General features: G+C 46.2%; 21 protein-coding genes. 11 read left to right on the forward strand and 10 right to left on the reverse strand.

Features of this window, described 5'->3' with window-relative positions; all coding sequences use genetic code 11:
- Positions 1 to 4,712: S8 family serine peptidase (locus tag QUB24_RS19390; RefSeq protein WP_333154795.1), on the forward strand; the 4,712-nt coding region annotated here is incomplete at its 5' end.
- A 19-nt stretch (positions 4,713 to 4,731) separates the two neighbouring features.
- Positions 4,732 to 5,211 carry a hypothetical protein gene (locus tag QUB24_RS19395; RefSeq protein WP_333154796.1) on the forward strand — a complete coding sequence of 160 codons (480 nt, stop codon included), beginning with the start codon at positions 4,732 to 4,734 and terminating at the stop codon, positions 5,209 to 5,211.
- A 64-nt stretch (positions 5,212 to 5,275) separates the two neighbouring features.
- Here QUB24_RS19395 and QUB24_RS19400 read toward each other — a convergent pair whose 3' ends face one another.
- The gene (locus QUB24_RS19400) at positions 5,276 to 5,488 is read right to left on the reverse strand and encodes a hypothetical protein (protein ID WP_333154797.1); all 213 of its coding nucleotides are present in this window, start codon (positions 5,486 to 5,488) and stop codon (positions 5,276 to 5,278) included.
- Between the two features lie 162 nt (positions 5,489 to 5,650).
- Between QUB24_RS19400 and QUB24_RS19405 the strand changes: the two genes are divergently transcribed.
- The 3 genes from QUB24_RS19405 (at position 5,651) to QUB24_RS19415 (ending at position 10,695) form a co-directional block, all read left to right on the forward strand.
- Positions 5,651 to 5,875, forward strand: a complete 225-nt coding sequence (locus QUB24_RS19405; RefSeq protein WP_333154798.1) for a hypothetical protein — start codon at positions 5,651 to 5,653, stop codon at positions 5,873 to 5,875.
- Positions 5,876 to 6,294: 419 nt separating this feature from the next.
- The gene (gene ppc / locus QUB24_RS19410; protein WP_333154799.1) at positions 6,295 to 9,420 is read left to right on the forward strand and encodes a phosphoenolpyruvate carboxylase; all 3,126 of its coding nucleotides are present in this window, start codon (positions 6,295 to 6,297) and stop codon (positions 9,418 to 9,420) included.
- A 138-nt stretch (positions 9,421 to 9,558) separates the two neighbouring features.
- On the forward strand, positions 9,559 to 10,695 hold the full coding sequence (locus QUB24_RS19415) for a phosphodiester glycosidase family protein (protein ID WP_333154800.1): 1,137 nt from the start codon (positions 9,559 to 9,561) through the stop codon (positions 10,693 to 10,695).
- A gap of 143 nt (positions 10,696 to 10,838) precedes the next feature.
- Here the strand turns inward: QUB24_RS19415 and QUB24_RS19420 are convergent, their stop codons facing one another.
- On the reverse strand, positions 10,839 to 11,396 hold the full coding sequence (locus QUB24_RS19420) for an HPP family protein (protein WP_333154801.1): 558 nt from the start codon (positions 11,394 to 11,396) through the stop codon (positions 10,839 to 10,841).
- A 262-nt stretch (positions 11,397 to 11,658) separates the two neighbouring features.
- Between QUB24_RS19420 and QUB24_RS19425 the strand changes: the two genes are divergently transcribed.
- From QUB24_RS19425 to QUB24_RS19450, 6 genes are all read left to right on the forward strand, one after another.
- Complete coding sequence (locus QUB24_RS19425; protein WP_333154802.1) at positions 11,659 to 11,790, forward strand: hypothetical protein; 132 nt, start codon at positions 11,659 to 11,661, stop codon at positions 11,788 to 11,790.
- A gap of 51 nt (positions 11,791 to 11,841) precedes the next feature.
- Entirely contained in the window at positions 11,842 to 12,081 is a 240-nt protein-coding gene (locus QUB24_RS19430) for a hypothetical protein (RefSeq protein WP_333154803.1), read from the forward strand.
- Positions 12,078 to 12,272 (forward strand): hypothetical protein, encoded by a 195-nt coding sequence (locus QUB24_RS19435; RefSeq protein ID WP_333154804.1) that lies wholly within the window; start codon positions 12,078 to 12,080, stop codon positions 12,270 to 12,272. Before QUB24_RS19430 ends, QUB24_RS19435 begins: the two co-directional genes overlap by 4 nt.
- Positions 12,273 to 12,318: 46 nt before the next feature.
- A complete protein-coding gene (locus QUB24_RS19440; RefSeq protein WP_333154805.1) occupies positions 12,319 to 12,879 on the forward strand; it encodes a Uma2 family endonuclease in 561 nt (186 codons plus the stop codon).
- Positions 12,880 to 13,092: 213 nt separating this feature from the next.
- Positions 13,093 to 13,248: a hypothetical protein gene (locus tag QUB24_RS19445; RefSeq protein ID WP_333154806.1), complete on the forward strand. Its 156-nt coding sequence runs from the start codon at positions 13,093 to 13,095 to the stop codon at positions 13,246 to 13,248.
- A gap of 40 nt (positions 13,249 to 13,288) precedes the next feature.
- Positions 13,289 to 14,602, forward strand: coding sequence for a hypothetical protein (locus QUB24_RS19450; RefSeq protein WP_333154807.1), 1,314 nt, complete (start codon positions 13,289 to 13,291; stop codon positions 14,600 to 14,602).
- A 112-nt stretch (positions 14,603 to 14,714) separates the two neighbouring features.
- On the opposite strand, the gene QUB24_RS19455 is transcribed toward QUB24_RS19450, so the two are convergent.
- The 8 genes from QUB24_RS19455 to QUB24_RS19490 form a co-directional block, all read right to left on the reverse strand.
- A complete protein-coding gene (locus QUB24_RS19455) occupies positions 14,715 to 15,281 on the reverse strand; it encodes a diheme cytochrome C (protein WP_333154808.1) in 567 nt (188 codons plus the stop codon).
- 20 nt (positions 15,282 to 15,301) lie between these two features.
- On the reverse strand, positions 15,302 to 16,210 hold the full coding sequence (locus tag QUB24_RS19460; protein WP_333154809.1) for an MBL fold metallo-hydrolase: 909 nt from the start codon (positions 16,208 to 16,210) through the stop codon (positions 15,302 to 15,304).
- A gap of 512 nt (positions 16,211 to 16,722) precedes the next feature.
- A complete protein-coding gene (locus tag QUB24_RS19465; RefSeq protein ID WP_006634582.1) occupies positions 16,723 to 17,235 on the reverse strand; it encodes an inorganic diphosphatase in 513 nt (170 codons plus the stop codon).
- Positions 17,236 to 17,273: 38 nt separating this feature from the next.
- Positions 17,274 to 17,513 (reverse strand): hypothetical protein, encoded by a 240-nt coding sequence (locus tag QUB24_RS19470; RefSeq protein WP_333154810.1) that lies wholly within the window; start codon positions 17,511 to 17,513, stop codon positions 17,274 to 17,276.
- Positions 17,510 to 18,892 (reverse strand): serine/threonine-protein kinase, encoded by a 1,383-nt coding sequence (locus tag QUB24_RS19475; RefSeq protein WP_333154811.1) that lies wholly within the window; start codon positions 18,890 to 18,892, stop codon positions 17,510 to 17,512. The genes QUB24_RS19470 and QUB24_RS19475 overlap by 4 nt, the downstream gene beginning before the upstream one ends.
- 144 nt (positions 18,893 to 19,036) lie before the next feature.
- On the reverse strand, positions 19,037 to 20,341 hold the full coding sequence (locus QUB24_RS19480; RefSeq protein ID WP_333154812.1) for a protein kinase domain-containing protein: 1,305 nt from the start codon (positions 20,339 to 20,341) through the stop codon (positions 19,037 to 19,039).
- 160 nt (positions 20,342 to 20,501) lie between these two features.
- Entirely contained in the window at positions 20,502 to 21,050 is a 549-nt protein-coding gene (locus QUB24_RS19485) for an inorganic pyrophosphatase (RefSeq protein ID WP_333154813.1), read from the reverse strand.
- A gap of 454 nt (positions 21,051 to 21,504) precedes the next feature.
- Positions 21,505 to 24,687: a GAF domain-containing protein gene (locus QUB24_RS19490; protein ID WP_333154814.1), complete on the reverse strand. Its 3,183-nt coding sequence runs from the start codon at positions 24,685 to 24,687 to the stop codon at positions 21,505 to 21,507.
- Positions 24,688 to 24,717: the final 30 nt, after the last annotated feature.

Genomic DNA, 24,717 nt, shown 5'->3' on the forward strand with positions numbered 1-24,717 from the left:
CCGATCCAAAAACAGATTCTCCCGCAGTAGAAACTGAAAATCCGACTGTTTCCGAAACTCCCAATTCCGATCCAAATTCTGCCGATCCAAAAACCGAAAACTCTCCCACAGCAGAAACTGAAAACTCGACAGTTTCCGAAACTCCCAATTCCGATCCGAATCCTGCTGAGATAAAAACCGAAAACTCCCCAGCGACAGAAACCAAAAACTCGACAGTTTCCGAAATTTGCAATTGCGCGACAAATCCTGCTGAAACAAAACCCGAAAACTCCCCAACGACAGAAACTCAAAACCCGCAAGTTTCCGAAAACACAATCCCAACTATCTCAGAAAACATTCAACCAGCCATCGCAGATGCCAAATCAATCGACTTCATCACAGGAGACAAAATCGAAACATCCGTCTTTTTCCAACCCGACAAACCAGAAATACCAGCAATACCCGCAGCATCCACAGACATTCTCACCGGGGAAATTGAAAACACCTCTCCAACTCTTATCGATACCCCCGAAATAGCCAGCCAAACTCCTGAAAATTTCCCGCTAATTTCTCCCGAAGAAATTTCCCAACAGTCGGAAACTCTCAACAGCATATTCGCCCAACAATTTCCTAACATTCCCGAAACAGAATCCCGCCAAAATCATCAACCATCCGCATCAGAATACATAGTTACCGACGCCCAAACTATTATACCCGAAATTGCCGTCACCGAAAATCATCACTCACAACAATCGGAAAATATCACCGCCGACAGCAAAAATCAGCCACCAACAACTATCGACGAATTTGTCAACCCCGACTTCGACTCCGAAAACATCGCCATTACTCCCGAAATATCATCCGACGCCAACAATCAGCCAGACAATTCACTTCATATCATCCCCGACTCCTTCATCGCAACTGCAACTGACAGCCACTCCGAAACAACCATCAACGAATACACAACCACCGACACAGAAACCCAACCAGAAACAACCCCCAACCTCCCCCAAAAAAACCAACCATTAATCGGCATCATCGACACCGGATTCACCACCAACAATCCCCACATCAACTACAGCCAAATCAGCCTCGGCAAAGACTTAATCGAGGGCGACAACAACCCCCTACTCCAACCAAACCAAGGAAACCAACACGGCGACACAATTTTAGAAATTATCGTCGCCACAGACAATCAAAACCCCACCCAAAAATCGACTCCGATTTGGTTGGGACGAGCAACAGGCAGCGGCAACTGGCATCAATCCCTGATAGAATTTGTAAACGCAGCAATCGCCGCCAAACAACCCAACGCCCTCATCAACCTCAGCTTCGACTTAACCCAAATCAACCCCGACGGCACACAAACCACACGGCACAAATTGACAGCAGAAGAAAAATCTGCACTCAAATACGCCCTTGACAACAACATCCTGATTGTAGCAGCCGCTGGAAACGAAGGAACACTCATTTCAGCCCTCGGACAAGCCTCCACAGAATACAACAACATCATCACCGTCGGCGCATCCGACAACAACCACCGCGCCGCCTATTCCAGCTACGGAGGCGGATTAGATATCCTAGCACCAACAAGCCTCGCACAAACAGCAGAACCATCAACAACCGCAACAAAACAAGGCACATCAATAGCAGCCGCATTCGTCACAAACACCATCTGGCAAATGTGGGCAGCCAACCCATCCCTCAATTACCAACAAATCAAAAACATCCTCCTAAAAACAGCCAAAGACATCGACGTACCCTCATGGGACGAAAGAACAGGATACGGAATATTAAACCCAGAATTAGCAATAGCCACAGCCACAGAAACAATCCCCGCAATCCCAGTATTGGCAGCTACCAAACACTGGACAAAACCCTTAACTGATGCCGATGCAAATCCCAGCAACACACCCAACAATACCCCATCCAAACCCTCAGAAAGAGCAACTGCAACCACCGCCCCAGGCACACCAAAAACCACCAGCACCTCAACCGGAAACAGCAATGAAGGCACTAGCTCTTATACCACAGAACTAGCGCCACATACAACCACCTCTACCAGTAGTTCCCACGGTACAACCACCACAAACACTCAAACCAACAGCCACTTCTCAAACACCGAATCAAGCTGGGCTCAAAACACCGTCAACACCAACAGCAAGGGCAACTCTTTTAACCAATCCACCAGCGATTCCAGCACAAACGCTGCTACCTACACCAGCAAAAACTTTTCCCAAGACTCAGTAGAACACCAAAATCAATCGCAGCACAACTACAGCCGAGTCAAATACGAAGGCACTGGCAACGACCAAAGCTCATACCTTCAAAAATACCGCAGTTCTAGCAATTATACCAGTCCCGAACAAACCACAAACACATATAACGAGAGCTACCGAAACAGCAACTCCCAATCAGACAGTCAATACGGAACCGACTATGCAACGAATAACGGCAACCGCCAAGACGATTGGGGTTCAAAATCAACTTCAAACACTCACTATACTAGCAGCACCGGCAGTTCTCTCAACCACAGTTCAACTCAAATTCAAGGCAAAGCCGATTGGACGTCGGGCAGCAATAACAGCAGTTACACCAACACTCACAGCGGGTCAGAAAGCCAAGTAAATCGCTCGAATTATGAGAGCAACAGTAGCAGCGGCCCCTCCAAAACCAGCAACAGCAGCAACGACTATTCAGCAATCAATTCAACTTGGGACAGCACTACAACAGACGGCACAACAGTCAGCAGCAACAGCCGCGATACTTATTCAGAAGCCAATAGTAATTATCACAGCAGTTACGACGACGGCCCGTCAAAAAATACCAGCAATCAATCCACTTACACCGTCAATCAATCTGAACAAACCAACAGCAGCAACGGCCCATCATACTGGCAAAACAATCGAGATAATAGTTACTCGGTAACTCAGACCAATGACACGCAAAGCTACAAAGACGGCCCGTCAACTAGCAGCCACAATCGGGATACTTATTCTCTCAGCAAGTCGAACTCTTCCAGCAGTAACAGTGAGGGTCAAGTCAGTTATAATTCCGAACTTGAAAACTACTCCGAAAATCATGCTCAGTGGGAAAGCGAGTATAATGCTGATACTTATACTACTCAAAGCAACAGCGGCGAATCCACAATAACCGCTACCAAAACTAACAGCAGCACCTCGGGCAGTAATTCTACTTCATCTCACAGTAGCCATACCTCAAGAACTGGCAATTCACAGACAGTTACAACTTATAAAGATGGCCAAATAACAGAAAATGGCAGTTCGAGTTACGAGAAATGGTCGAGCGAAAGCACTTACGATAGTAACGGCGCAGCTAGTTTGGTGTCCCAGTATTCTAGCTGGAGTTCAAGTTACGGCAAGTCTGATTTTCAGGGAGGTTACAGTTGGACGGAAACTGTCAGCGGTTACGATTCGGAATCGGTGACGAAAGAGGGTGTTTCGACGAGTAATGGCAGCAGTTGGAGTTGGACTCGCAGCGGGACAGTTTGGGATGATGGGGGGAATAGTTGGAGTGAAAGTTGGTCGAAGTCTAGTTGGAAGGATGGCGAGTATTTGCCGGGTGAATATGAGGTGACGGGGGGGTCATTTGACCCGGAAGTCACTGGGACCGAGATGAATAATTTGCCCGAATTTGGGGAGGCGCCGCGGTTGAATCAGGCGCCGAAACAAGAAGTGCCGGTGGATTTGGTGAAGCCTCCGAAGCCTAGTGATGATATTTGGCAGTTGCCGACTTTTATTGTGAAGGAGCCTGAGTTTAAAGAGGTCTTTGGTAGTAGTGGCTCTGATGATGCTGCGGGTGGAAGTGGGAATGATGATTTAGCGAATAATCAGTCTGGTGGTTCAGGAGGTGGTGGTAGCTCACCAAATCAGGACAAAATACAGAAATTTCTTCGCGAATTTCGTAGGGTGATGGCGCAGGGAAAACGTGCTGTCATAGATTTTCTCAAAGGATTCATTTACCACTCTCTGATAAATGGCGTCGGTATCCTCAAGGATGTAGCTGACCTCTTGTACCCACCAGGAGCAAAATCCCATGCGGAAATTGAGGCATATTACCGGAATAATCTGAGTTTTCAGCTAGGAAGAGCCGTTGCCAACGGATTAACTTTTCTAGCAGGAATACTAGGAATTTTGTTAATCGGACTGACTATTGGAGGTAGTGGTGGCAGTGCTTTAATAGCAGCGCCCGCACAGGCAGCAGCATTGATAGCGGCTGGCAATATGACGGCAGCTAGTGCCAGAGATATCCTAAGCATAGTCAGTCAAGTTTTTCAGGCGAATTCTGGGAACGATGCTGGTACTTTTCATCCCGAACCGCGTCCATTAAATGATAAAGAAGGATTATCACATGGTTTGCGGGTTCACAATAGGCCACAATTTTCTGAAAAAGATATGCAGGGTGCATTGCCAAATCCGTCTGGTCAGGCAGGACATGCGGGTAAGCATGATTTTTCTGAGCAGCTACAAGCTGATATCATCAACAAACCAGAACGTGTGTTTATCGGGATAAATGATAATGGTCGGCAAGTTACTGTATTCTATAAAGAAGGGAACGTAGTTATCACTCAAGATAATGATTTTACTCGTGTAATAACTGCATATGGTCGTAGCGGAATCAGTAGATTTCCTGGCGGTCGAGTCAAACCAGGAACGCCTGTCTCTCCTAATAAATGGATTAATAGCCCCAACTATTTTGAAATCAGTAAATGAGTACCTTTGAGGTCAAAATATGAATCCTATTCTCGAACAAAAGCTTTGGAATGCAGGGAAAAATCTAGAAGCATATACCCAAGAAACCTGGCAGGAAATTATTGATGCAATCCTTGATGATTTTCAAAAATTTATGGGACAGGAGTTTCACCGCGCTCCTGAAATAAACTTACATATCAAATATTCACATTCCCCATCATTTAATAGATGGATTTGGAGTGAAGAACAAGAAAATGTTCCTTTGTATCATACAGCATGGTCGGCTGTGATTGGCGGGGAGATGGTAGGAACTGAAAATGGGGAAGATATTTTTCACGTTAGTCTTACTCTATTTTTGTTCGACATGACTAGCAAAAAGCGTTTATGCTTAAAAACTGGTGAGAGCCTCCTTGAGTTTGTTTTTGAAAAACAATCCGATAGTCATGGATATTGGCGTAGTTTGGGGTGGTGTAAAGATGAATGGGGTGAGTGGGAGGATCTTGATTATGACACTGATTAACTTTAAATTTGCATCTCCCGATCGCGCACAACTTCCTTTGAGTCGATCGACCGGGGCGGGCTAGTCATTTTGTGCGATCTCTCTGATTGTCGATAGTTTGACCTGACTCGGGCGATCGCACATCGCCCGTACAATTTCCTCTGAGTCGATCGCCCGGTCTGATTGAACAAACGGGCGTTCTCACTTTTTTACACGCTGCAGGATCGATCCTGCAGCCGATCCCTCGGCTGGAAAAAGCTGTTGTATGGGCGATCGTATCCTCTAATTTTTGTGTCACATCCTTCAGGGGATATCAGCACGCACCCCTGCCTGGCATGCGATCGACACGGCACTAATTCTTGGAGGAACACCGGAGCTTGCTCCAATCTAGGATACAACGAGGCAAGAAAACCCGCGCTAGCTTGTAAACTAGGGATAACAGAATACGCAGGAAAGATTTATGCCGTCGGAAAACCAAGACTTGCCAAAAACTGCTGCACCCAAGAGTCAAAATTTGCCAATTCCTTCAGATATTTTGCTGAGCTTGGTCGCCTTACCCATGCTGGGCGGGTTGGTGGTGGCTAAAGCTGCTGCTGAGTTTGTTGCGTCGATCGGCGTTGAAAGCGAAGAAGTCTTTCGGGGGTCGCGCCTTCCCGTACTAAACTTTCCTCAATCACAGGATTAGAAAGCCCAAGGATGAATGCTGCAGCTAGAAGTTAAATTTTGTGACCCCGCCCAAAAACGGATACGGTGCCACGTACTTCTGTCGGGGACAGATAAAAATTTTCGACCCTAGTTCAACTTCCCAGATTTATCTTGGGAGTAAATCTCAAATTGTTCGACTTAGCGCGATGCAACTGACCCCTGGCCGAACGTCTCACGCCGATCGTCTAAAATCTAAAATCGCAAGTCAACTGATATGAAAGCTTGACAATTGGTACAATATGTGGTCTAAGAATTAATCTTTCCTTATAGTTTGTACGTAAGTGCCTTCTACTTTCTACGTTGTAATAAGTCTCAAATTTGACTGCAAACAAAAGTGTTTTAGGCGAAACTAAACCATACAATTTTCACAGACACCCGCAGCTATTGAGGAACAGCCCGATGAGTTCAGTCCTCCAGTCTTCAGAACAGGCTATTGATGCAACATCTATTTCCCATTCTCCCGCTTACTCAAAATCAGACCTGTTTCTGCGAAATCGCCTCAAAGTTGTAGAGGACTTGTGGGAATCGGTGCTGCGACAGGAGTGCGGACAGGAATTGGTGGATTTGCTCCAACAAATGCGATCGGTCAATTCCGCCGAGGGACAAGCCACTCACTTTCGCGAGTCGAATGTCGTACAGCTAATCGAAAAGCTCGACCTCAACGCCGCCATCCGCGCCGCTAGGGCTTTTGCACTGTATTTTCAGTTGATCAACATTGTCGAACAGCACTACGAACAGCGAGACCAACAGCTAGCTTACGCTAGCAGCAACGATGCTGGTGGGCGGATGTTTTCTAAGCTGCCAGGACAAGCAACTGATGCCCCCGATCGCCCCCGCCACCGGGAAGGCCCAGTCCCAGCCCAAATGGCTCCTCGCGGTGCAGACAGCAGCGAGACGATCGCGCGAGATGCCGGCACTTTTCACCAACTGTTCCCGATGCTGCTGCGCTTGAACGTGCCCAGCCAGCAAATCCAGCGGTTGATCGATCAGTTAGACATCCGCTTGGTATTCACAGCTCACCCGACGGAAATTGTTCGCCACACGATCCGCACCAAGCAGCGACGAATGGCGAAGATTCTCCAACAGCTAGACCAAGTTGACGAGAAATTTCAGGCGATCGGAACTGACTCTCAAAGCCCCTACCCGGTGTCTTGCTGGGAAGCGGCGGCTCTCCAAGAGCAACTGATGGAAGAAATTCGCCTCTGGTGGCGCACTGACGAACTGCACCAGTTCAAGCCGACTGTACTTGACGAAGTGGAATACACTCTCCACTACTTCGAGGAAGTTCTGTTTGATGCTATTCCCGAACTCTACCACCGCCTCAAGCAAGCTCTGCACGCTTCTTATCCTTATCTGAAACCGCCTAGTTACAATTTTTGCAAGTTCGGTTCTTGGGTGGGATCGGACAGGGACGGCAATCCTTCTGTGACTCCGAAAGTTACTTGGCAAACTGCTTGCTATCAGCGCCACTTAGTGCTACAGAAGTACATCAGCGCGGTGAAACGGCTGAACGAACTTTTGAGTTTGTCGCTGCACTGGAGCGACGTGCTGCCGGAATTGCTGGAATCTCTCGATCGCGACAGATCGGAATTCCCGGAGGTTTACGAGCAGTGGGCAATCCGCTACCGCCAAGAACCTTATCGGTTGAAGCTGGCCTACGTGCTGCAGCGGCTGGAAAATACGCGCGATCGTAATTGGCGGCTCTACAAAGGAGACGAGTTGCAGCGGGAACGCGAAGCTTTGTCAGAACATCCCGGAATGACCGGCCTTTATCGATCGGGCGCTGAGTTTTTGACCGAGCTCAAGCTCATCGAGCACAATTTAGTGGAAACAGGTTTGAGCTGTCGGGACTTGGAAAATCTGCTCTGCCAAGTAGAAATTTACGGGTTTAATTTGGCTTACCTGGATATTCGCCAAGAGTCAACTGTACACTCGGACGCTTTGAGGGAAATTGCTGAATACTTGCAAATTTTGCCCAAGCCTTACAATCAAATGTCGGAAGGCGATCGAATTATTTGGCTGGCAACGGAACTGCAAACTCGTCGCCCTTTAATTCCAGCAGAATTGCCCTTTTCTCCCAAAACTTGCGAGACGATCAATACCTTCCGAATATTGCGGCAAATGCAGCAGGAGTTTGGCCCGGAAATTTGCCAAACTTACGTCATTAGCATGAGCCACGATGTCAGCGATTTACTAGCAGTTTTGCTGTTAGCAAAAGAAGCGGGACTTTACGATCCGGCAACCGGAATTAGCAACATTCAAGTAGTTCCCCTGTTTGAAACGGTGGAAGATTTGAAAAAAGCGCCGGAAGTAATGCAAAAAGTATTTGATCTGCCGCTTTATCGCGCTTTGCTAGCAGGAGGCTACGCGCAGGAACTCGCGGAAAAAAGCGAAGAAAATATCCAATGTCCAATCGAAACTCTCAAATTGCAAGAGGTAATGCTGGGCTATTCGGACAGCAATAAAGATTCGGGTTTCCTCAGCAGCAATTGGGAAATACACAAAGCTCAAAAGGCTTTGCAAATGGTGGCAGAAAAACACGGTGTGGAGTTGCGAATTTTTCACGGTCGAGGCGGTTCTGTAGGGCGCGGTGGCGGGCCTGCTTACAAGGCAATTTTGGCTCAGCCTGGAAAGAGTATTAGCGGGCGAATTAAGATTACCGAACAAGGCGAGGTTTTGGCTTCTAAATATTCTTTGCCGGAGTTGGCGCTTTACAATTTGGAAACTGTGGCGGCGGCGGTAATTCAAGCTAGTTTGCTGCACACTGGTTTTGATGGCATCGACCCTTGGAATGAGATTATGGAGGAGTTGTCGGTGAAATCGCGATCGCACTACCGCCATTTAATCTACGAACAGCCGGATTTAGTCGATTTCTTCCACCAAGTTACCCCCATTCAAGAAATCAGCCAGTTGCAAATTAGTTCTCGCCCGGCCCGTCGCGGTGGCAAAAAAGACATCAGCGGTTTGCGAGCAATTCCGTGGGTGTTTAGCTGGACTCAAAGCCGCTTTTTGCTGCCTTCTTGGTACGGTGTCGGCACAGCTTTGCAAGAGTTTTTGCTGGAGGAACCGGAAGAACACATGAAACTTTTGCAGTATTTCTACTTGAAATGGCCGTTTTTTAGAATGGTAATTTCTAAGGTGGAAATGACTTTATCTAAGGTGGATTTGCAGATTGCAGAACACTACGTGCAGGAGTTAGCTTTGCCTGCTGATAAGGAGCGTTTTAAGGCTTTATTTGATCAAATTGCTGCCGAATTTCACTTGATTCGCGATTTGGTTTTAACGATTACCGGACACCAACGTTTGTTGGACGAAGATCCATCGCTGCAGCGATCGGTGCAGTTGCGAAATGCGACGATTGTGCCTTTGGGTTTGTTGCAGGTTTCGCTGCTGAAACGCTTGCGGCAGCACGGTAGTGGCGGGGTTCCGGGGGTGATTCACTCGCGTTATAGTAAGGGTGAATTGTTGCGGGGAGCTCTGCTGACGATTAATGGAATTGCTGCGGGGATGCGGAATACCGGCTAGGGAAATAGTTTTGAGTTGTGAATTAGTGGTGAGGTGCGCGATGGAGCACCTTGCTACTGGTAATTTCAGAATTCAGGCGATCGCGCATTGTAGTCACAGCTATAGGAAACTGTTCGCTATCCTAGCTGAGATTTTTTTATGTCTAAACGCAAACAGTCTGAAGGTTGTCGCCCGATGCTGCGGCGCACTTTTTTATTTTTAACGGGTATAGCTTTGGCGCGGGTTGCGGCTGACTATTTTGCGATCGCCCAAAACCGAGATAGTTTCTTGACTCTCGCGGCTCAACTCTGGCAAAAGTCACTCGCTTTTTTATCCAGTATACAATCAAATCAAACTCCTCAACCTCTCCCTAGCAATCCCATTGTAAAATCGGCAAAAACCAATCAACCTCTGCCGAGTAATCCTATTGTAAAAGCGCCCGAAAATTCTCCTGCTGTGCAGCCGTCTCAACCTCAAATTATCAAACGTTCTGCTAAGCAAGCAAAACCTGTACAAGTCAGCAGCCAAAATGTAGCTGGCGCAAGTTTTTATCTCACAACTATTGACCTCGCAGACCCCGAAATTTATCTCACAATTGGGTTAGCTAATAATGCAGACTTTGCAAATACTTCTAAAGTAACGCGGGGTGATGAACCTTTTGAAAATATGGTAGCGCGTTACCGGGCTGCTGTTGTTGCTAACGGGACTTTTTTTGGTAAAGATGAGCAGAAATCTGTGCTGGGAAATATGGTGGCGGCGGGTAAGTTTCTGAAATATAGCCGATGGGAAAATTACGGCACGACTTTGGGGATTAAAGCGGGAAATCAATTGGAAATGGTGACGGCTAGAACTGAAGGTAAGCCGGATTGGAGTCAACATTGGTTTTCTCTGACTTGCGGGCCGAGATTGGTTAAAGGGGGGAAAGTTTGGCTGTCTCCTTTGTCGGAAGGTTTTAAAGATTCTCATGTTTTGGGCGTGGGTTCGAGAACGGCGATCGGCTTTCCGGCTTCGAGAGATAAGTTATTTTTGGTGACTTTTCTTGATAGTTTGTCTTTGGAAGCAGAAGCTAAAGTTATGCAGGCAATCGGCTGTTTTGAGGCGATGAATTTGGACGGGGGCGCTTCGGTGGGTTTGGCTCATCAAGGGGAGATTTTATTGCCGCCGGGACGGAATTTGACGAATGTCCTAGTGGTTTACGATAAAGAATATCCGGCGCCAGCTCGATTAAAGCAGTCTTGGGAACGCTTTCAAAAGGGATCTCGACCAACGCCGGACAAATCAGTGTTTTTTGATTGATCTAGCAGAAGGAAATTCGGCAACGCGCACTGAATCGGGATTTAATGGATGGAAGAAAGAAGGAATAAGAAAGAAGGAATCGAGGGATCATCCCAATTTTGGGTAGTGCACCCTGGGGAAGGATGAGAGAATTAGAGACAATGCTATAACCAGTGGTTGGGATACGTCCTTTCTGCCGCTAAATTATTAAAGATGACGGCGCACAAGACTAAGATTATTGATCCCTCAAAAGCAGGTGTTAGCAAAAATTTCCAGTCTGGTTGGGTCATCATGACGACTAAGGCAACTGCTCCCGAAGGGGGATGTAGAGTTCTGGTAATCTGCATAATGCCGATCGCACTAGAAACAGCCATTCCCATCGCCCAGGGAGAAGAACCGACAAAATGCAGAATCATTAAACTGGTGAGAGCAGCTAAGAAATTGCCCCCAATGACATTCCGGGGTTGAGCCAAAGGGCTGTCAGGGACACCAAAGATCAGAACGCTTGTAGCGCCAAACGGAGCCATTAGTAAAGGAGAATTAGTTTTTACAGCAAGATAGGACGTTGCAGTAATTGCCAAAAAACTGCCAATCCAACTCCAAACAATATGCCGAGGATGAGGTCTGTCTACTGGGCAACTCAATGGACACGATCGCCATCTCCCAAAGGTTTTAAACCAATAACTTTGCCATTTCTGTCGAATTTTTTTACGGTCAATCATAAATCAGGTTACTTGATAACCAGGTTTCTTAAATTGTCGGAACTAGCCTCCGCTAAAGTTAAGATATCATAACAATTCGCCAAAAAGTAGTTAAAGGCACAGATTTTTTACTTCTATGCCACTCAAGCAGCAGCTAACCACTCGGTTGGAACTCACATCGGGCACCATTCTCCAGAACAGGCTTTCCGGCCTGTTCCACAAAGAGTAGATTTTACTCTTGGGGAACGGGCCCCAGAGCCCGTTCATCAAAGGCTTATTGACAATGGTGGAACATCTCAGTTGGAACGGACTAGCGAGTTTGGTCGGTTTGGCAATAGACGTTATCGGCAGTCGCACAACTTCACCGTTAGCCGCCAGAGTTATTGATGAGGGTAAAGCGAGAGGTTATTTGTAAGGTGCGAGGCCCAGTAAGCGTAAGCTGGATTGGAGTCAATATTGGTTTTCTTTGACTTGCGGGCCGAGATTGGTTCAAGGGGGGAAAGTTTGGCTGTCTCCTTTATCGGAAGGTTTTAAAGATTCTCATGTTGTGGGCGTGGGTTCGAGAACGGCGATCGGCTTTCCGGCTTCGAGAAAGAAGTTATTTCTGGTAACTTTTTTTGATAGTTTGTCTTTGGAAGCAGAAGCTAAGGTTTTGCAAGCGATGCGTCCCGCCCTCGCCCGTGCTACGGCTGTTTTGAAGCGATGAATTTGGACGGTGGTGCTTCCGTGGGTTTGGCTCATCAAGGGCAGATTTTATTGCCGCCGGGACGGAATTTTACGAATGTCCTGGTGGTTTACGATCGCGAATATCCAGATCCTGCTCAATTAAAACAGTCTTGGGAACGCTTTCAAAAGGGTTCTCGACCAACACCGGACAAATCAGTGTTTTTTAATTGAATCGGCAATTACTATAATAGGAAGTAAGCTTTTGCAGGCAAAGATTATGACAGCAACAAAAGAAAGAACCTGGACAGTCGAAGAATATCACCGCATGATTGAAGCTGGCATTCTCACTGAAGGTGATAAGATTGAATTGCTAGATGGGAGAATTGTTGAAATGAGCGCACAAACTCCACCCCATGCTGCTACAACCCAACGCAGCGATCGATATCTACAACACCTGCTCAGAGATTTAGCAGCAATTCGCGTGCAGTTGCCAATTACTTTAGCAACTTCGGAACCGGAACCAGATATAGCAGTTGTTTGTATCGATCCGGGTGCTTATAGCGACCATCACCCAAATCCTAGCGAAATCTTGCTGTTAATTGAAGTTTCTTACGCGACATTACAAATTGACCGCCGGGAAAAAGCCCCGATTTATTCTAGAGCAAATATCCCAGAATATTGGATTTTAGATGTAGCTGCCCGCGAGGCATATATTTATCGGAATCCTGCACCGGGAGGCTATCAATCTGAGATAGTTGTTGCGGATAATGCTGCGATTAGAATGCTAGCTTTTCCTGAGATTGAAATTAGTTTTTCCGAACTGTTTTTGCCTGTTTAGTTTTGGTTTTAATTTTAAGCGCAGATGGGGGCGTATGAACGCTGATGAACGCAGATAAAGTATTAAAACCAAGATGTTTGGGAGTGGTTTAAATTTCAAAGTCGTGGTAAAATGGAGAAATGAATTCAATGGCCTTTTATTTCAAATCTTGAATTATTAGACCAACTTCGGCAGTTATCCCCTGCTGAGAAGTTTCAAATAATGTAGTTCTTAATGGCAGAGTTGGCGAAAGAAGAAATGTTAAAACCATTGGATAATGGGGCGGACTATCGTGTTTGGTCGCCTTATGACTATGGTGATGCTGCTCAGAAATTAATGAGCTTATTAGAACAAGAAGAAGCGAAAGAAGAAAATGTGAAATGCTCTTAGCTGTTTCACCAGAAAGCTATAATTGAGGAAATTATTTGTAATGTCAGAATTCTCTTTAGAAAATCTTTCCGAAAAAATACATTACGGCAAGACAAAAGATTATTTTCAAGAAGTTCTATCTTCGTACCACAATGGCAACTATCGTTCCGCAGTGGTAATGCTTTGGTCTGTCGCTGTTTGTGATATAGTGTATAAACTTCAATATCTTGTTGATTTATATCAAGACGCAGTTGCAAAATCAATTCTTGATGAGCTTACAACATTACAAAACAGTGATTCCAAATCATCCTCTTGGGAACTTAAACTGATTAAGCATACCCATAAAATGACAAATCTGTTGGATAACTCAGAATATGCAAATCTGGTATATCTTCAACAGCAACGCCATCTATCCGCTCACCCTATATTAGACTCAGATAGACAATTACATACACCTAACAAAGAAACTGTGAGGGCGCTGATTAGAAATACTCTGGAGGATTTGCTTATAAATCCACCTTTCTACACAAAAAAAATAACTGAGGAACTTTTAGAGGATATTGCGGAATCAGCGCCAGCACTTAATACTAGACAAAAAGTAAAAAGATATGTAGAAAGTCGATATTTAAGTAGACTTAAACCTGAAGTTGAACTTTCTATTTATAGAACTTTGTGGAAGTTTGTATTTAAGGCGGACAACGAAGAGTGCATAAAAAACAGAGTTATCAATTTGCGAACACTTGAGGTAATCGGAAATCGGAAGCCCGAAAGTATTCTCAACCAAATAAAAGGAGAGAAAGACTATTATAGTAATGTTTCATCGAGTCCGCTCACTTTGGATTATTTAGTAATTTATTTGTCAAAAAATCCTAATATTTATGATCTTCTTAATGAAGATGCGAAAATTAAAATACGGCATAATGTTAAAACTACTAACACAAGCAAAATCTGGGGATGGTTTGTAAAGAATAATTTAGAGAAACACTATCAAGACATCTTATCTTTGATAGAAAACGATATTAACTTCAATTTTACTAAGGGAGAATTAAAAGATTTGCTTGAGATAGCTGATACAAAAGAGTGGCAACATTTATTTTGTCACATACTATCTAGTTATTACTGTGCTAGCAGAGGATTTGATGAGGCAGACTCTCGATTTCAGGAAGCCATATCTCCTTACCTTAAAGTCTTTGATAAAGAGGCAATAGTGTTTTTGATTGGGCGAATTGAACAAAATAATCAGGTATATTGGCGCCGAAAAGCAAAAGAAGAACACAAAGAAATCAAGGAAAAGCTGTTTCAATTACACGGACAGGAATTCGACTTGAACCCTTACCCATATTTCAAGGGAACTGTGATGGAAGATGAATGCTAAGTCAGCTAACTAATCAAAAAACCTCCTCATCCGCTTTCGGCGGATAAACCCACGACCCAATCAGCCCGCATAACCCCCCTACTCAATAGTTTGTGGATAAGTCCTGTGTTAGCTACGGAGAGTTTTGCCACTCGGCGGTAAGCTTGCGAAAATTGTATTTAGATGCGCCGGGGTGACAAGTAACGCAACTGCTGATATTTGCGGGTTGCGACAGCTTGACTTTGGGGTGCAGAGCTTTGAAATAGCGAGAACTGGCGACTCGGTAGGCGAGTTCTTCGTCTTTGGCTTGGGGACGGGAAAAAGTTTGCAGGTAGTTCCAGACTAGCAGGCGGGGCGGGTCTACTAGCAGTTTGATGGTTTGTCCGTAGTGTTGGGAATCTTGCAGCAATCGGCGCCAAGTTTCTGTAGGTAAGACTTGCGGCGGTAAAGCGATGTGACAGGTGGCGCAGTTTTCTAGGTACAGTTGCTGTCCGAGTTGGTAACGTTCGGGGATGCGATCGACCGTACCAGTATCCTCGATCGAAGACACCTGAGCAAGTCGCGCAGGAGTGCGAGAGTAGGCAGTCTGAGCTGCAACCCATCCGCCGCAGGTACAGCAGATAATTATCAACACTAGCAACGTTGAGTAAAGCCCCCGCAAGCCTACTCTGCGACGTTTGCGGGGTTTTTCCTGTTTCATAATTCTGAATTTATTTTTGGTTAAATTACTGGTATGCTCATGCCTTCGCGGGCTAAGCAGCTATTGGCGAACGCTGCCTGCACCTCTGCTTCTGTACGATCGAGAAAATTGTCGTCGTGACCCGGATCATGGTGAAACATCACGATTTTTTTGACTCCAGCAGCTTTCGCTATTTCTACCCCTGCTTGCCAAGTCGAGTGTCCCCAGCCGACTTTTGGGGTTTTGAAGTTGTAATACTCTTCGTTGGTGTAGTTAGCGTCGTAAATCAGCACGTCGGCGTTGCGAGCTAGGTGTAGCACGTTGTCGTCGAGGCGATCGGGAAAGTGTTCTGTATCGGTGCAGTAGACGGCTGTGTGTCCCTCCCAAGTGACTCGATATCCGATCGCGGTGTTGGGATGGTTCAGCAGTGCCGTTTCTATTTTCACATCGTCGAGTTCGATAATATCCCCAGGCGTCAAATCGTTGAATTTGAGGTCTGACTGCATCACCTGGATGGGGACGGGAAAATTGGGGTGCACCATTTGGTCGGCAAGACGGTGTTTGATTGTAGTGCCGTTGGGGGCGATCGCACCGTAAATGTGAAAGCAGTTCCCCGGGATAAAGGCGGGAGTAAAGAACGGAAACCCTTGAATGTGATCCCAGTGAGTATGACTAAAAAACATATGGGCTTCCACCGGCATTTGCCGCAGCAGATTGAGGCCCAGAACTCGCAGACCGGTGCCGCCGTCAAAAATCAGGCGTTTTTTGCCCAAGCGCATTTCTACACAGGAGGTGTTCCCTCCGTAGCGCAGTGTTTTGGTGCCGGGGGTGGCGATGCTGCCCCGCACGCCCCAAAACTGAACGACAAACTCGGTCAAAGGACTATTTTCCATAGTGGCTTGGCGATCGGAAGGCTGTGGATTGGGTAGAGAGGGTGCGGAATCTGGCATTTTTTTTAGTTTTGGGGGCTGGAACTTGGGAGTTGAAATCTTAGTGTTTACTTTTTAGTTTTTAGCAATCTGTACTATAATAAAGCCCTCGATCGGGAAACTATTCGAGTGCCTAATACTTGGGCTGTTAGAATTCTCAACCTTACCGATTCGTGTAGGAGATGTCACGCTTGAGAGATTATTTTTTGTACCCTGTGGGCTGTTGAGCTTGTTCTGTGTTCTGAGATTAAGATAGCGCCGAACCAGAGTGTTCGGGTAAAATTTCCTCACACGTAGAACACATTCCCCAGTGGTATAATTTGCGCTTCATCTTACTCTAGGAGTAGTATTTTTTTCAAGATTGGGGGCGGGGCGCGGTTTTGAGGAATGCTGTTCCGGTGAGTCGGCATTCACGACGATTTGACCTTCTAGCTACCCGTTCCTCGACTGCATCGCCTCACGTGCAGCATCGCCTTAAGTTCGGCCCCCTGAGTTTTTAGTCGGGTTGCAGTCGAGGAGTGCGGGCTAGGGGCTTATTTGCGATCGGCTGCGATGCACTTTTCGACTAAGGGCATCACTTGATCGACATCTTGCCAACCCAGAATTTCCGTGACTTTTTTCTCCAAATTTTTGTAGGTTCTAAAAAATTCGGCTATTTCGTCCAAGCGGTGGGGGGCTACGTCTTTGAGGGACTTATAGTGAGCATAGCGGGGGTCTTTGTCGGGAACGCACAAAAGTTTTTCGTCCCTGTCGCCTCCATCGATCATTTCCAGCATTCCGATCGGGCGAGCCGCGATAATGCACCCTGGAAATGTGGGCTCATCCATCATGACCATGCCGTCGAGGGGGTCGCCATCATCGGCTAAGGTATTGGGTATGAAGCCGTAGTCGCACGGATATTGGACTGAGGAAGAAAGCACCCGATCGAGAGCAAAGGCTTGTAAGTCTTTATCAAATTCGTACTTGTTTTTGCTACCGGCGGTAATTTCGATGAGGACGTTGAGCAGTCCTGGTTTCGGCTGTGCCGGAATTAGCGATAAGTCCACAACAATATCTCCAAGTTAACAGATGATTGGGATGAGTGCTACTTGCCAAATCCCTTTGATAGCATTTTACGGGCGATCGGGGCCGACGGTTGCATGAGATTGACAGAAAGCGGGCGAGTGCGATCGGCGTGCCACAATTTGAGGATGATTCTTGTGAAGTGTCCCGCCTGCTTTGAAAATACACTGGACGGGCGGGACGCCCATCCCACAGGTTGAGGGCGCAATGCTTTGTTTTTGTCGTGGGGAGATATTTTCATATCTACCATGTAGTCATTCAACCGTCTTTCCAAGTTATATTAATTTTCAAATCCAACCACTGGCTAAGTTCTCTTCCTAACCAATCGATTTCTGATTCACTTAGTTTCTGCTCCTCTCCTAGTCGATATTTTTGGTTGCCGGCTTGAATAATCAACTGAGAAACTTTGTATGCAATTTGTTTAATTTCCAACTGGCAAATATCCTGTCGGGAAGCTGGCCGGGAATGATTCCATCTCAACCCTAGCAGATGGCTGCTATAGGAAATTTGCTGGCGATCGATTCTGATACGCAATTCCCGAAATAGTGCAAATAGAAACATTACTCCGACCGCCGCTAAAAAGCTTCCTGATAGGATAATAATAAGTTGGGGAGCTATCGCTGGTAAATTAGTGCTTGCGCCGTCGTCCTTTTGGAAGTTGAAAACAGTGACGAATGAGGGAGAATTCGCAGCAATCGCAGCCGAAAGCAGGGCAACTAAACCGAAACCTACTCCTGCCGGCGGAATTACAATTTCTATAAACTCAGAAGTTTTTGTGAGTTTAATGTCGCTGCCTGGTGGCTGCAATTCCATAAGAGTTTGCTCGATCGGGCGGGGATTTTTGAGCGAGTGCCATGCTTCCCCAGCCGAAGATAACCGTTGGTCTAAACTCGGTGCGGTCATCCACTCCAGCCAATGAATTAAATTAGAATTGAGATGCGTTACCCGATCGGCAAATTGAATTCTCAAATCCTGCTGCGGCAGTTCCGTGGGATGCAAACCCGTTACCAAATAAATTAAAGTTGCGCCTAAACCGTAGAGGTCAGAAGCCGGAAGGGATCGCCCGCCAAATTGTTCCGGCGCCATATATCCATAAGTTCCGACTACTGTAATTGTGCCGCCAAATTTTGCCACTTGGTTCTGCACCGAACCAAAATCAACTAAATAAACTTGTCCGACACTGTGGCCGGATCTGCTGTGCAGTAAGATATTGCTTGGTTTAATGTCGCGGTGAATCACAGGCGGATTTTGTTCGTGCAAATAAATCAAAATTTTTAACAGCGAGTTAGCTAATTCTTTCACCTCACTTTCGCTAAAAGTACGCCCGGATCGCAAATGCTCTTCTAAAGTTTTCCCCTCTACATAAGTCTGTACCAGGGCAAATCCTTTAGTGTCTGGTTCGTCAATTTCCAGGTAGTCGAGGTAGCGGGGAATTGCTGGGTAAGAAAGCGATTTTAAAGTTTCCGCTTCCCGTTCAAATAGCTTGAGGTCTTGCCATTCAAAATCGCTACCGAGGAATAGCTGTTTGATGACCACTAATTTTTGAGTTTGCAAATCACGAGCCAGCAGCGTTTGGCGACCTGTTTGTTTTCCCAGTTGTCGCTGCACTTCGTAGCGTTCTGCTAATATTTTGCTGGTCATGTTTTTTTACATTAATTTTAATTTGAGGTTATCATCTGAGTCCAGAAACCAGGTTTTTTAGCGAGTCTGGCGGTGGCAAGGAAGTGTTTTCGTAAAAACCCGGTTTCGAGGAGTCGGAGTGCGTCCAGGACTGTAAATTTTAGATTACAGTCCACTTTCTTTTTGATACCACCGGGCAATAGACTTGGTAGTTGCCCCCATTGACAGTCCTGCAATTAGCGACGGTGCAAGCACCTCGAAAATATAATTGGAATCCAATACAGGACTAAAGTTAATCATTTGAAAGAACACGATGCTTGTCAAGGTGGAGATTCCCATACTAATTGCAGTTAAAACCTGTCGGTGAGATTTGGGATTAGTTAGGGGGGAAAAACTCGATATCGTCACAATTACGACAATTATTCCGTTCTCTAACCCCAACTGCGAGCCGAGAAAAAAACCCAGGAATCCTCCCGTAATTGTCCCCAATATCCCCATAAGAAAGGTGCTGTAAATAGCTGTACAAACTCCTACAGCTATAGCTCCTGTCCATATGCTGTAGAAGGTCGCCATCGTGAACAACGTGTCGCTATTCACAATTTTATCCTGTTTCAATGTCTGGGAATATTTATTTATTTGCTGTGGTTTTTCTAAAACTTCTTTTGCTATTTGGACTGAGGCGGGACGGCGATCTAAACTGGGATGTGTCATCCACTTCAGCCAATTGGTAAAAGCGGGACTTAGTTGGGTGAATTGCTCGAATTCTAGCTGCAAATCTTGCTGCGGTAAATCGGCTGGATGCTGCTTGGTAATTAAGGCGATTAATGTTGCTCCCAAGCTGTACAAATCGGAAGCGGGAACTGCCCTCCCGCCAAATTGTTCGGGCGGCATATAGCCATACGTGCCGACAACTGTGACTGTTTTTCCCTGTTGGGTTGCTAGGGTTTGAACTGCACCGAAATCGACTAGGTAGACTTCGCCGACGCTGTTACCCGATCGATTCTTGAGTAAAATATTGCTGGGTTTAATATCGCGGTGAATGACGGGGGGCTGTCGCTGGTGCAGGTAGGCGAGGATGTCTAATAATGCTGTTGCTAATTGTTTGACTTCGCTTTCGGTGAAGGTGCGCCCATCTGAGAGATATTCTTGTAGGGATTTGGCTTCGATGTAACTCTGAACTAGGGCGAATCCTTTGCGGCTGGGGGTGTCGATTTCAAAGGAGTCTAGATATCGGGGAATTGCCGGATGGGATAGGGATTTTAAGGTTTCGACTTCTCGCTCGAACAGTTTTAAGTCTTCCCAGTTAAAGTCGCTGCTGAATGACAGGAGTTTGACTACTACTTGCTGTTGCGTTTTTAAGTCGCGGGCGAGTAAGGTTTGCCTTCCTGCTTGCTTGCCGAGCCGCCGATCGCACTGATAGCGATCGGCTAATATTTCTTTTGACAAATCGCCGATGTTTTGTCCGCTCATCTTCTCTTGCCCTAGAACCGATTAAACCTAGTGTAGTTGACAAAAGTGCAATAATCGGCAATGTTTGGGCTAGGGCAAAAAAAATTTTATGTCAAATAGCAACCGCCTTTAAAAGCCAGCTTTCTCGCACAATCAAGAAGCGCCTGAGTTAAGCTGGAATTTAATTTTGGATTTGCTTGTAAATTGACTGCACTACGTCGAGCAGGCTCAAGACTTGCTGCCATTCGGGGGCATCGGGGTTGTAGCTTTTGGCGCGCTGAGTTTTCAAACTGTGGTGCAAGAGGGAAAGCAGCGCGTCTGGAGACTGTAAGGAATTCTCCTCTTCATCTGCTGGGGTTTGGGCTGCATTTTCTTCGATGTCTTCTTTAATTTTTTGTGCTCGATCCGCGAGGGCTAAAGATCTGCCTGCAAGGTTTTCCGGCATTTTTGGCTGTTCCGACAAAGACGCGCTGGTTAGTTCTACCAATAGTTGGCAGACTCGATCGACCCATTCGTGATCGTTTACTGAAAAGGAACCTGATTTGAACACTTGCCCGTCAGGTCTTTGCTGAATGGTTTGTACCTTCTGGATCAGAGGAATAGCCTTAACAGTGATATTTTCCGGGATTCTGGGGATATCTGACAGGGAGCTCCGAGCAATCTCCAGCAATAGTTGGTAAACCTGATCTACCCACTCAACATCTCCCGATTGCGAATTCCAATTATTCATAACTGACGCTAGTGGTTTTCTATATCTAAGACTAGAACATTGACTATCTGCGAAGGAAGCTCTTTTTAGGAGCCCCTAACGCTATTAAGACTTAGGCGGGCGGGGTAATAAACCCGGTTTTTGAGCGGATGTTTCGTCGCCTTTCTCCAAGATTTTTCTCAGAAACCGGGTAACGCTGCAGCCAGTCATAACTATTTTTAAGCGCTTCAAATAATAGAAGTGCTCAGTTTGTTGCGGTAGGTAGTGCGAAGGAAACACGTAGGGCGAAACCCCCGGCATCTCGCTTGCAAGTTCAAATCCGGTTATATAACCATACTACCTGTTGGAGCTTATTTACAATTACCTCAATAGGATATTAAGGTTAATTGGTGGTGGGATGGGAGGCGCACCCCCGATCGCGATCGCCCCCACCCCGAACCCTGGCACCACCGCGAGGATTTGCTGTGGGCTACTGCTATTTTTCTGTGAGATTCCACACACCATCCCAGTTGAGTACGTCTGAAAACCGATGTTGAAATAACATACAGCGATCGACGTGCAATTTAGCGGCCTTGTTTTTCGGGTCAACTTCCAGAACGGCGTTAAATTCGCGTTCAGCGTCTTTAAAGGCTTGCTTGGCTTTTGGTTCTAAGGCTTTCTTAAACTCGCTCAGCAGTTTTTTCACCCGATCGAGTCCCAGGTTTTCAAATTCCTCATCTAACATTTCTGCAACTGTCTCGCAGGCTCGACTTTTAATTTTCGCCTGCAATAGCTGCCTGATCTCTGCGGGTTTCAACCGCTTGATTTGGGGATTTGATGGTTCTAAGATGTCTGCTTCCAACAGCTTTTTGACTTCGCCTTCTTGCAAGTATTTAATATCGTCTGCTGATAGGGGCTTAATTTTTGCTTGCAGCAGCATTTTGGCTTCGTCTTCCGAGAGGTTTTTGATTCCTTCCAATTTCAGCAGTTGGATTTCTGTCTGCAACAGCACAATGAGTTTGTCTGCTTCGGACAGGTTTTTTGGGTCGTACTCTGACAGCTTTTTCAGTTGATATAACAGGTTCTTTAGTTCGTGTTCCAACTGTTGCTCTAAATTGTAGGACAGTTTCTTAATCTCTGCCTCCGGCATTTCGGCGACATCCTTTAAGATGTTTTTCACCTCACTTTCTGAGAGTCTTTGGCTGACTGGAGTTTTGTAATGTTCGCGCCCCTTCGTGTAATGTTCTATAATTTGTTGCTGTGTTTCGGTTAGTGACTTGCCCACTGGCGAGTATCCCTCGCGGATGCCGACGAGTTCGTAAACGATTACGGGTTCGCTTTTGCCTTTGACAGTAATAAAGTCGAGTTCTCGCACGTACAGCCGATCGGCATAATCTCTGTAAGTATTGTCGCTGATGATCAAGTCGGTGCCGTACTGCTTGCTAGCGCCTTCTAAGCGAGAGGCGAGGTTAACGCCGTCTCCGATCGAAGTCAATTCCATGCGTTTGCTACTACCGATGTTGCCGCTGACAACTTCATCGGAATGCACGCCCATACCAATGCCGATCGGCAATTCGCCATGTGCCATACGCTCTCGATTGAACTCAGCCAGTTTTTCCCGCATTTTCACCGCCGTTTGCATGGCGCACCAAGCATGATCCTCTAGGGGCGCTGGAGAGCCAAAAACTGCCATCAGAGCGTCGCCGATGTATTTGTCGAGAGTCCCGCCGTACTCGAATACGACATCTACCATGACTTCAAAATATTTATTCAGCATCACTACCACTTCTTCGGCTTGCAATTTTTCCGTAAGTGTGGTATAGCTGCGAATATCTGAGAACAGCACCGAAACGTTTTTGCGCTTACCGCCCAATCCAGTATCCCCTGAAGCTAACAAAGCTTCGGCTACTTCTGGAGTCATGTAACGATACATCAAGTTTTTGACTTGCTTGGCACTGCTAATATCTTCCATGACGACTAACGCGCCGTTGACCTTGTTGGGGTCGGTAGCGTCAGTCATCGAATTAATCGAGAGATTGATACTCTGCGCTTCTCCTTCAAAGGAAAGCAAAACTTGATCTGGGTAATACTGCTGGCGGTCGTTATCGTCTTCGGGAGACAAAGACGCATCAAACCACTTGGCAAAATCGCCTTTTTCTAACTTAATTAACTCTCGCAAAGATTGACCTTCGCCTAATTCTGCATCGCTGACACCCAGTAATTTTTTGGCACTGGGATTGGTCGCTACTATATTGCCTTTTTTATCTGTAGAAATCACGCCGTTAGTCAAGGCGTGCAGCATATCTTTTTGTCTTTGTTCTTGCTGTTTGACTTCGGCAAACAGTTTGGCGTTTTGCAGCGCCACTCCTGCTTGGATGTTAAACGCCTTCATAAATTCCATGTCATTGCGATTGAAACTCGCTTTCCACTGTTCGGGGGCGTGAGGCCAATCTTGGGGGTTGTAGGGGGGGAATTCTCCTTGTCGTTTTTTATTAACTAATTGGGTGACGCCAATCAATTTTTTGTCCGAGTTAAAGACGGGCATACAAAGCATACTGCAAGTGCGGTAGCCAGACTTTTGATCTACTTCTTTGGAAGTGGCGGCGCGGGGGTCGTCGTACACGTCAAAGGGAATCAGCAGCGGTTCGCTAGAATGGGCGACGATGCCTGCAAAACCGGCGGTTCTGGGTATGCGAATTTCTTTAAGGTTGCCGCCCATCGGGATTTTCGTCCACAGTTCGTCTTTCTCTTCGTCGATCAGCCACAGGGTGCTGCGATCGGCGTTCATGAGTTCTTGGGCCTGATCCATCACCCTTTTTAGGGTATCTTCTAAGTCTAAACTGCTCTGAGAAAGAGCGTTGACGGCATTCATCAGCGCCGTTGCAGCTCGTTGTCTCTGAGTTGCTGCGTAGAAAGATTTGGAAGATTCTAGAATTAGGCGAATCGAGGGAGCAAATTCTTTAAAAACTTGTTCGTCTTCTTGAGTAAATCCGTGCCTGTCTATTTGTTCGTCTAAAGTCGGGTATTTTTCGTGGTTGGGTCTTAATTTATTAATCAGTTGAACAACTGCTACTAACTCTTTTGTGTCTTCATTAATTAGGGGCATTGCCAGCATTGTATAAGTGCGGTAGCCCGTTTTTTCGTCAAATTTTTTGGCGTTAGCCGATCGTTCGTCGTTGTAAAAATCGTAAGGGATATTAACCACTTTTTGGAACGTGGCTACTTCTCCGGCAATGCCTACATGGGCGGGAACTCTGATTTCTAGGTTTTTGCCATTTTCGTCTTTAGCGACGATCGCCCAGAGTTCATTTTTTTCGTCGTCTAATAAAAATATCGTGGTGCGATCGGCATTCAGCAATTCCCCTGTTTTGAGGGTAATCGACTGCAACATCTCGTTGAGGATGGCATCAAATCCCTCGCTCTCGAGGATATTGTCGAGCATTCCCAGGGTTTGATTGACAACCTTAAGTTTGTCTTCTACTTCCTTAACTACTACTGTGAAACTTTGCTTATTTAGAAGGTCGAGAATGCCGGAAAGGTTTCCTTGGCGCGGGATAATTGCACTGCTCCTAATTTCCGGGGGAGAATAATGTTCCTGATGATGATTTTCACCGCCGACAACAGCGACATCAATCACGTTGTCCAGAGAAGAGTAATTGGTGGAAGATGCAGATTTCATAGACCTTTACAGAAGCTTAAGTGTAAGGGT

It is taken from the genome of Microcoleus sp. B9-D4, assembly GCF_036705105.1.
In the GTDB taxonomy this organism is placed as follows: domain Bacteria; phylum Cyanobacteriota; class Cyanobacteriia; order Cyanobacteriales; family Microcoleaceae; genus Microcoleus.

Excerpts from the sequence above, each read along its gene's own strand:
- QUB24_RS19420 (WP_333154801.1), bottom strand. The coding sequence starts at position 11,396 with ATGATTGACCGTAAAAAAATTCGACAGAAATGGCAAAGTTATTGGTTT.
- QUB24_RS19450 (WP_333154807.1), top strand. The coding sequence starts at position 13,289 with ATGTCAGAATTCTCTTTAGAAAATCTTTCCGAAAAAATACATTACGGC.
- QUB24_RS19480 (WP_333154812.1), bottom strand. The coding sequence starts at position 20,341 with ATGAGCGGACAAAACATCGGCGATTTGTCAAAAGAAATATTAGCCGAT.
- QUB24_RS19475 (WP_333154811.1), bottom strand. The coding sequence starts at position 18,892 with ATGACCAGCAAAATATTAGCAGAACGCTACGAAGTGCAGCGACAACTG.
- QUB24_RS19490 (WP_333154814.1), bottom strand. The coding sequence starts at position 24,687 with ATGAAATCTGCATCTTCCACCAATTACTCTTCTCTGGACAACGTGATT.
- QUB24_RS19445 (WP_333154806.1), top strand. The coding sequence starts at position 13,093 with ATGGCAGAGTTGGCGAAAGAAGAAATGTTAAAACCATTGGATAATGGG.
- QUB24_RS19435 (WP_333154804.1), top strand. The coding sequence starts at position 12,078 with ATGAATTTGGACGGTGGTGCTTCCGTGGGTTTGGCTCATCAAGGGCAG.
- QUB24_RS19460 (WP_333154809.1), bottom strand. The coding sequence starts at position 16,210 with ATGCCAGATTCCGCACCCTCTCTACCCAATCCACAGCCTTCCGATCGC.
- QUB24_RS19395 (WP_333154796.1), top strand. The coding sequence starts at position 4,732 with ATGAATCCTATTCTCGAACAAAAGCTTTGGAATGCAGGGAAAAATCTA.
- QUB24_RS19485 (WP_333154813.1), bottom strand. The coding sequence starts at position 21,050 with ATGAATAATTGGAATTCGCAATCGGGAGATGTTGAGTGGGTAGATCAG.
- QUB24_RS19415 (WP_333154800.1), top strand. The coding sequence starts at position 9,559 with ATGTCTAAACGCAAACAGTCTGAAGGTTGTCGCCCGATGCTGCGGCGC.
- QUB24_RS19405 (WP_333154798.1), top strand. The coding sequence starts at position 5,651 with ATGCCGTCGGAAAACCAAGACTTGCCAAAAACTGCTGCACCCAAGAGT.
- ppc (WP_333154799.1), top strand. The coding sequence starts at position 6,295 with ATGAGTTCAGTCCTCCAGTCTTCAGAACAGGCTATTGATGCAACATCT.
- QUB24_RS19455 (WP_333154808.1), bottom strand. The coding sequence starts at position 15,281 with ATGAAACAGGAAAAACCCCGCAAACGTCGCAGAGTAGGCTTGCGGGGG.
- QUB24_RS19440 (WP_333154805.1), top strand. The coding sequence starts at position 12,319 with ATGACAGCAACAAAAGAAAGAACCTGGACAGTCGAAGAATATCACCGC.
- QUB24_RS19425 (WP_333154802.1), top strand. The coding sequence starts at position 11,659 with ATGGTGGAACATCTCAGTTGGAACGGACTAGCGAGTTTGGTCGGTTTG.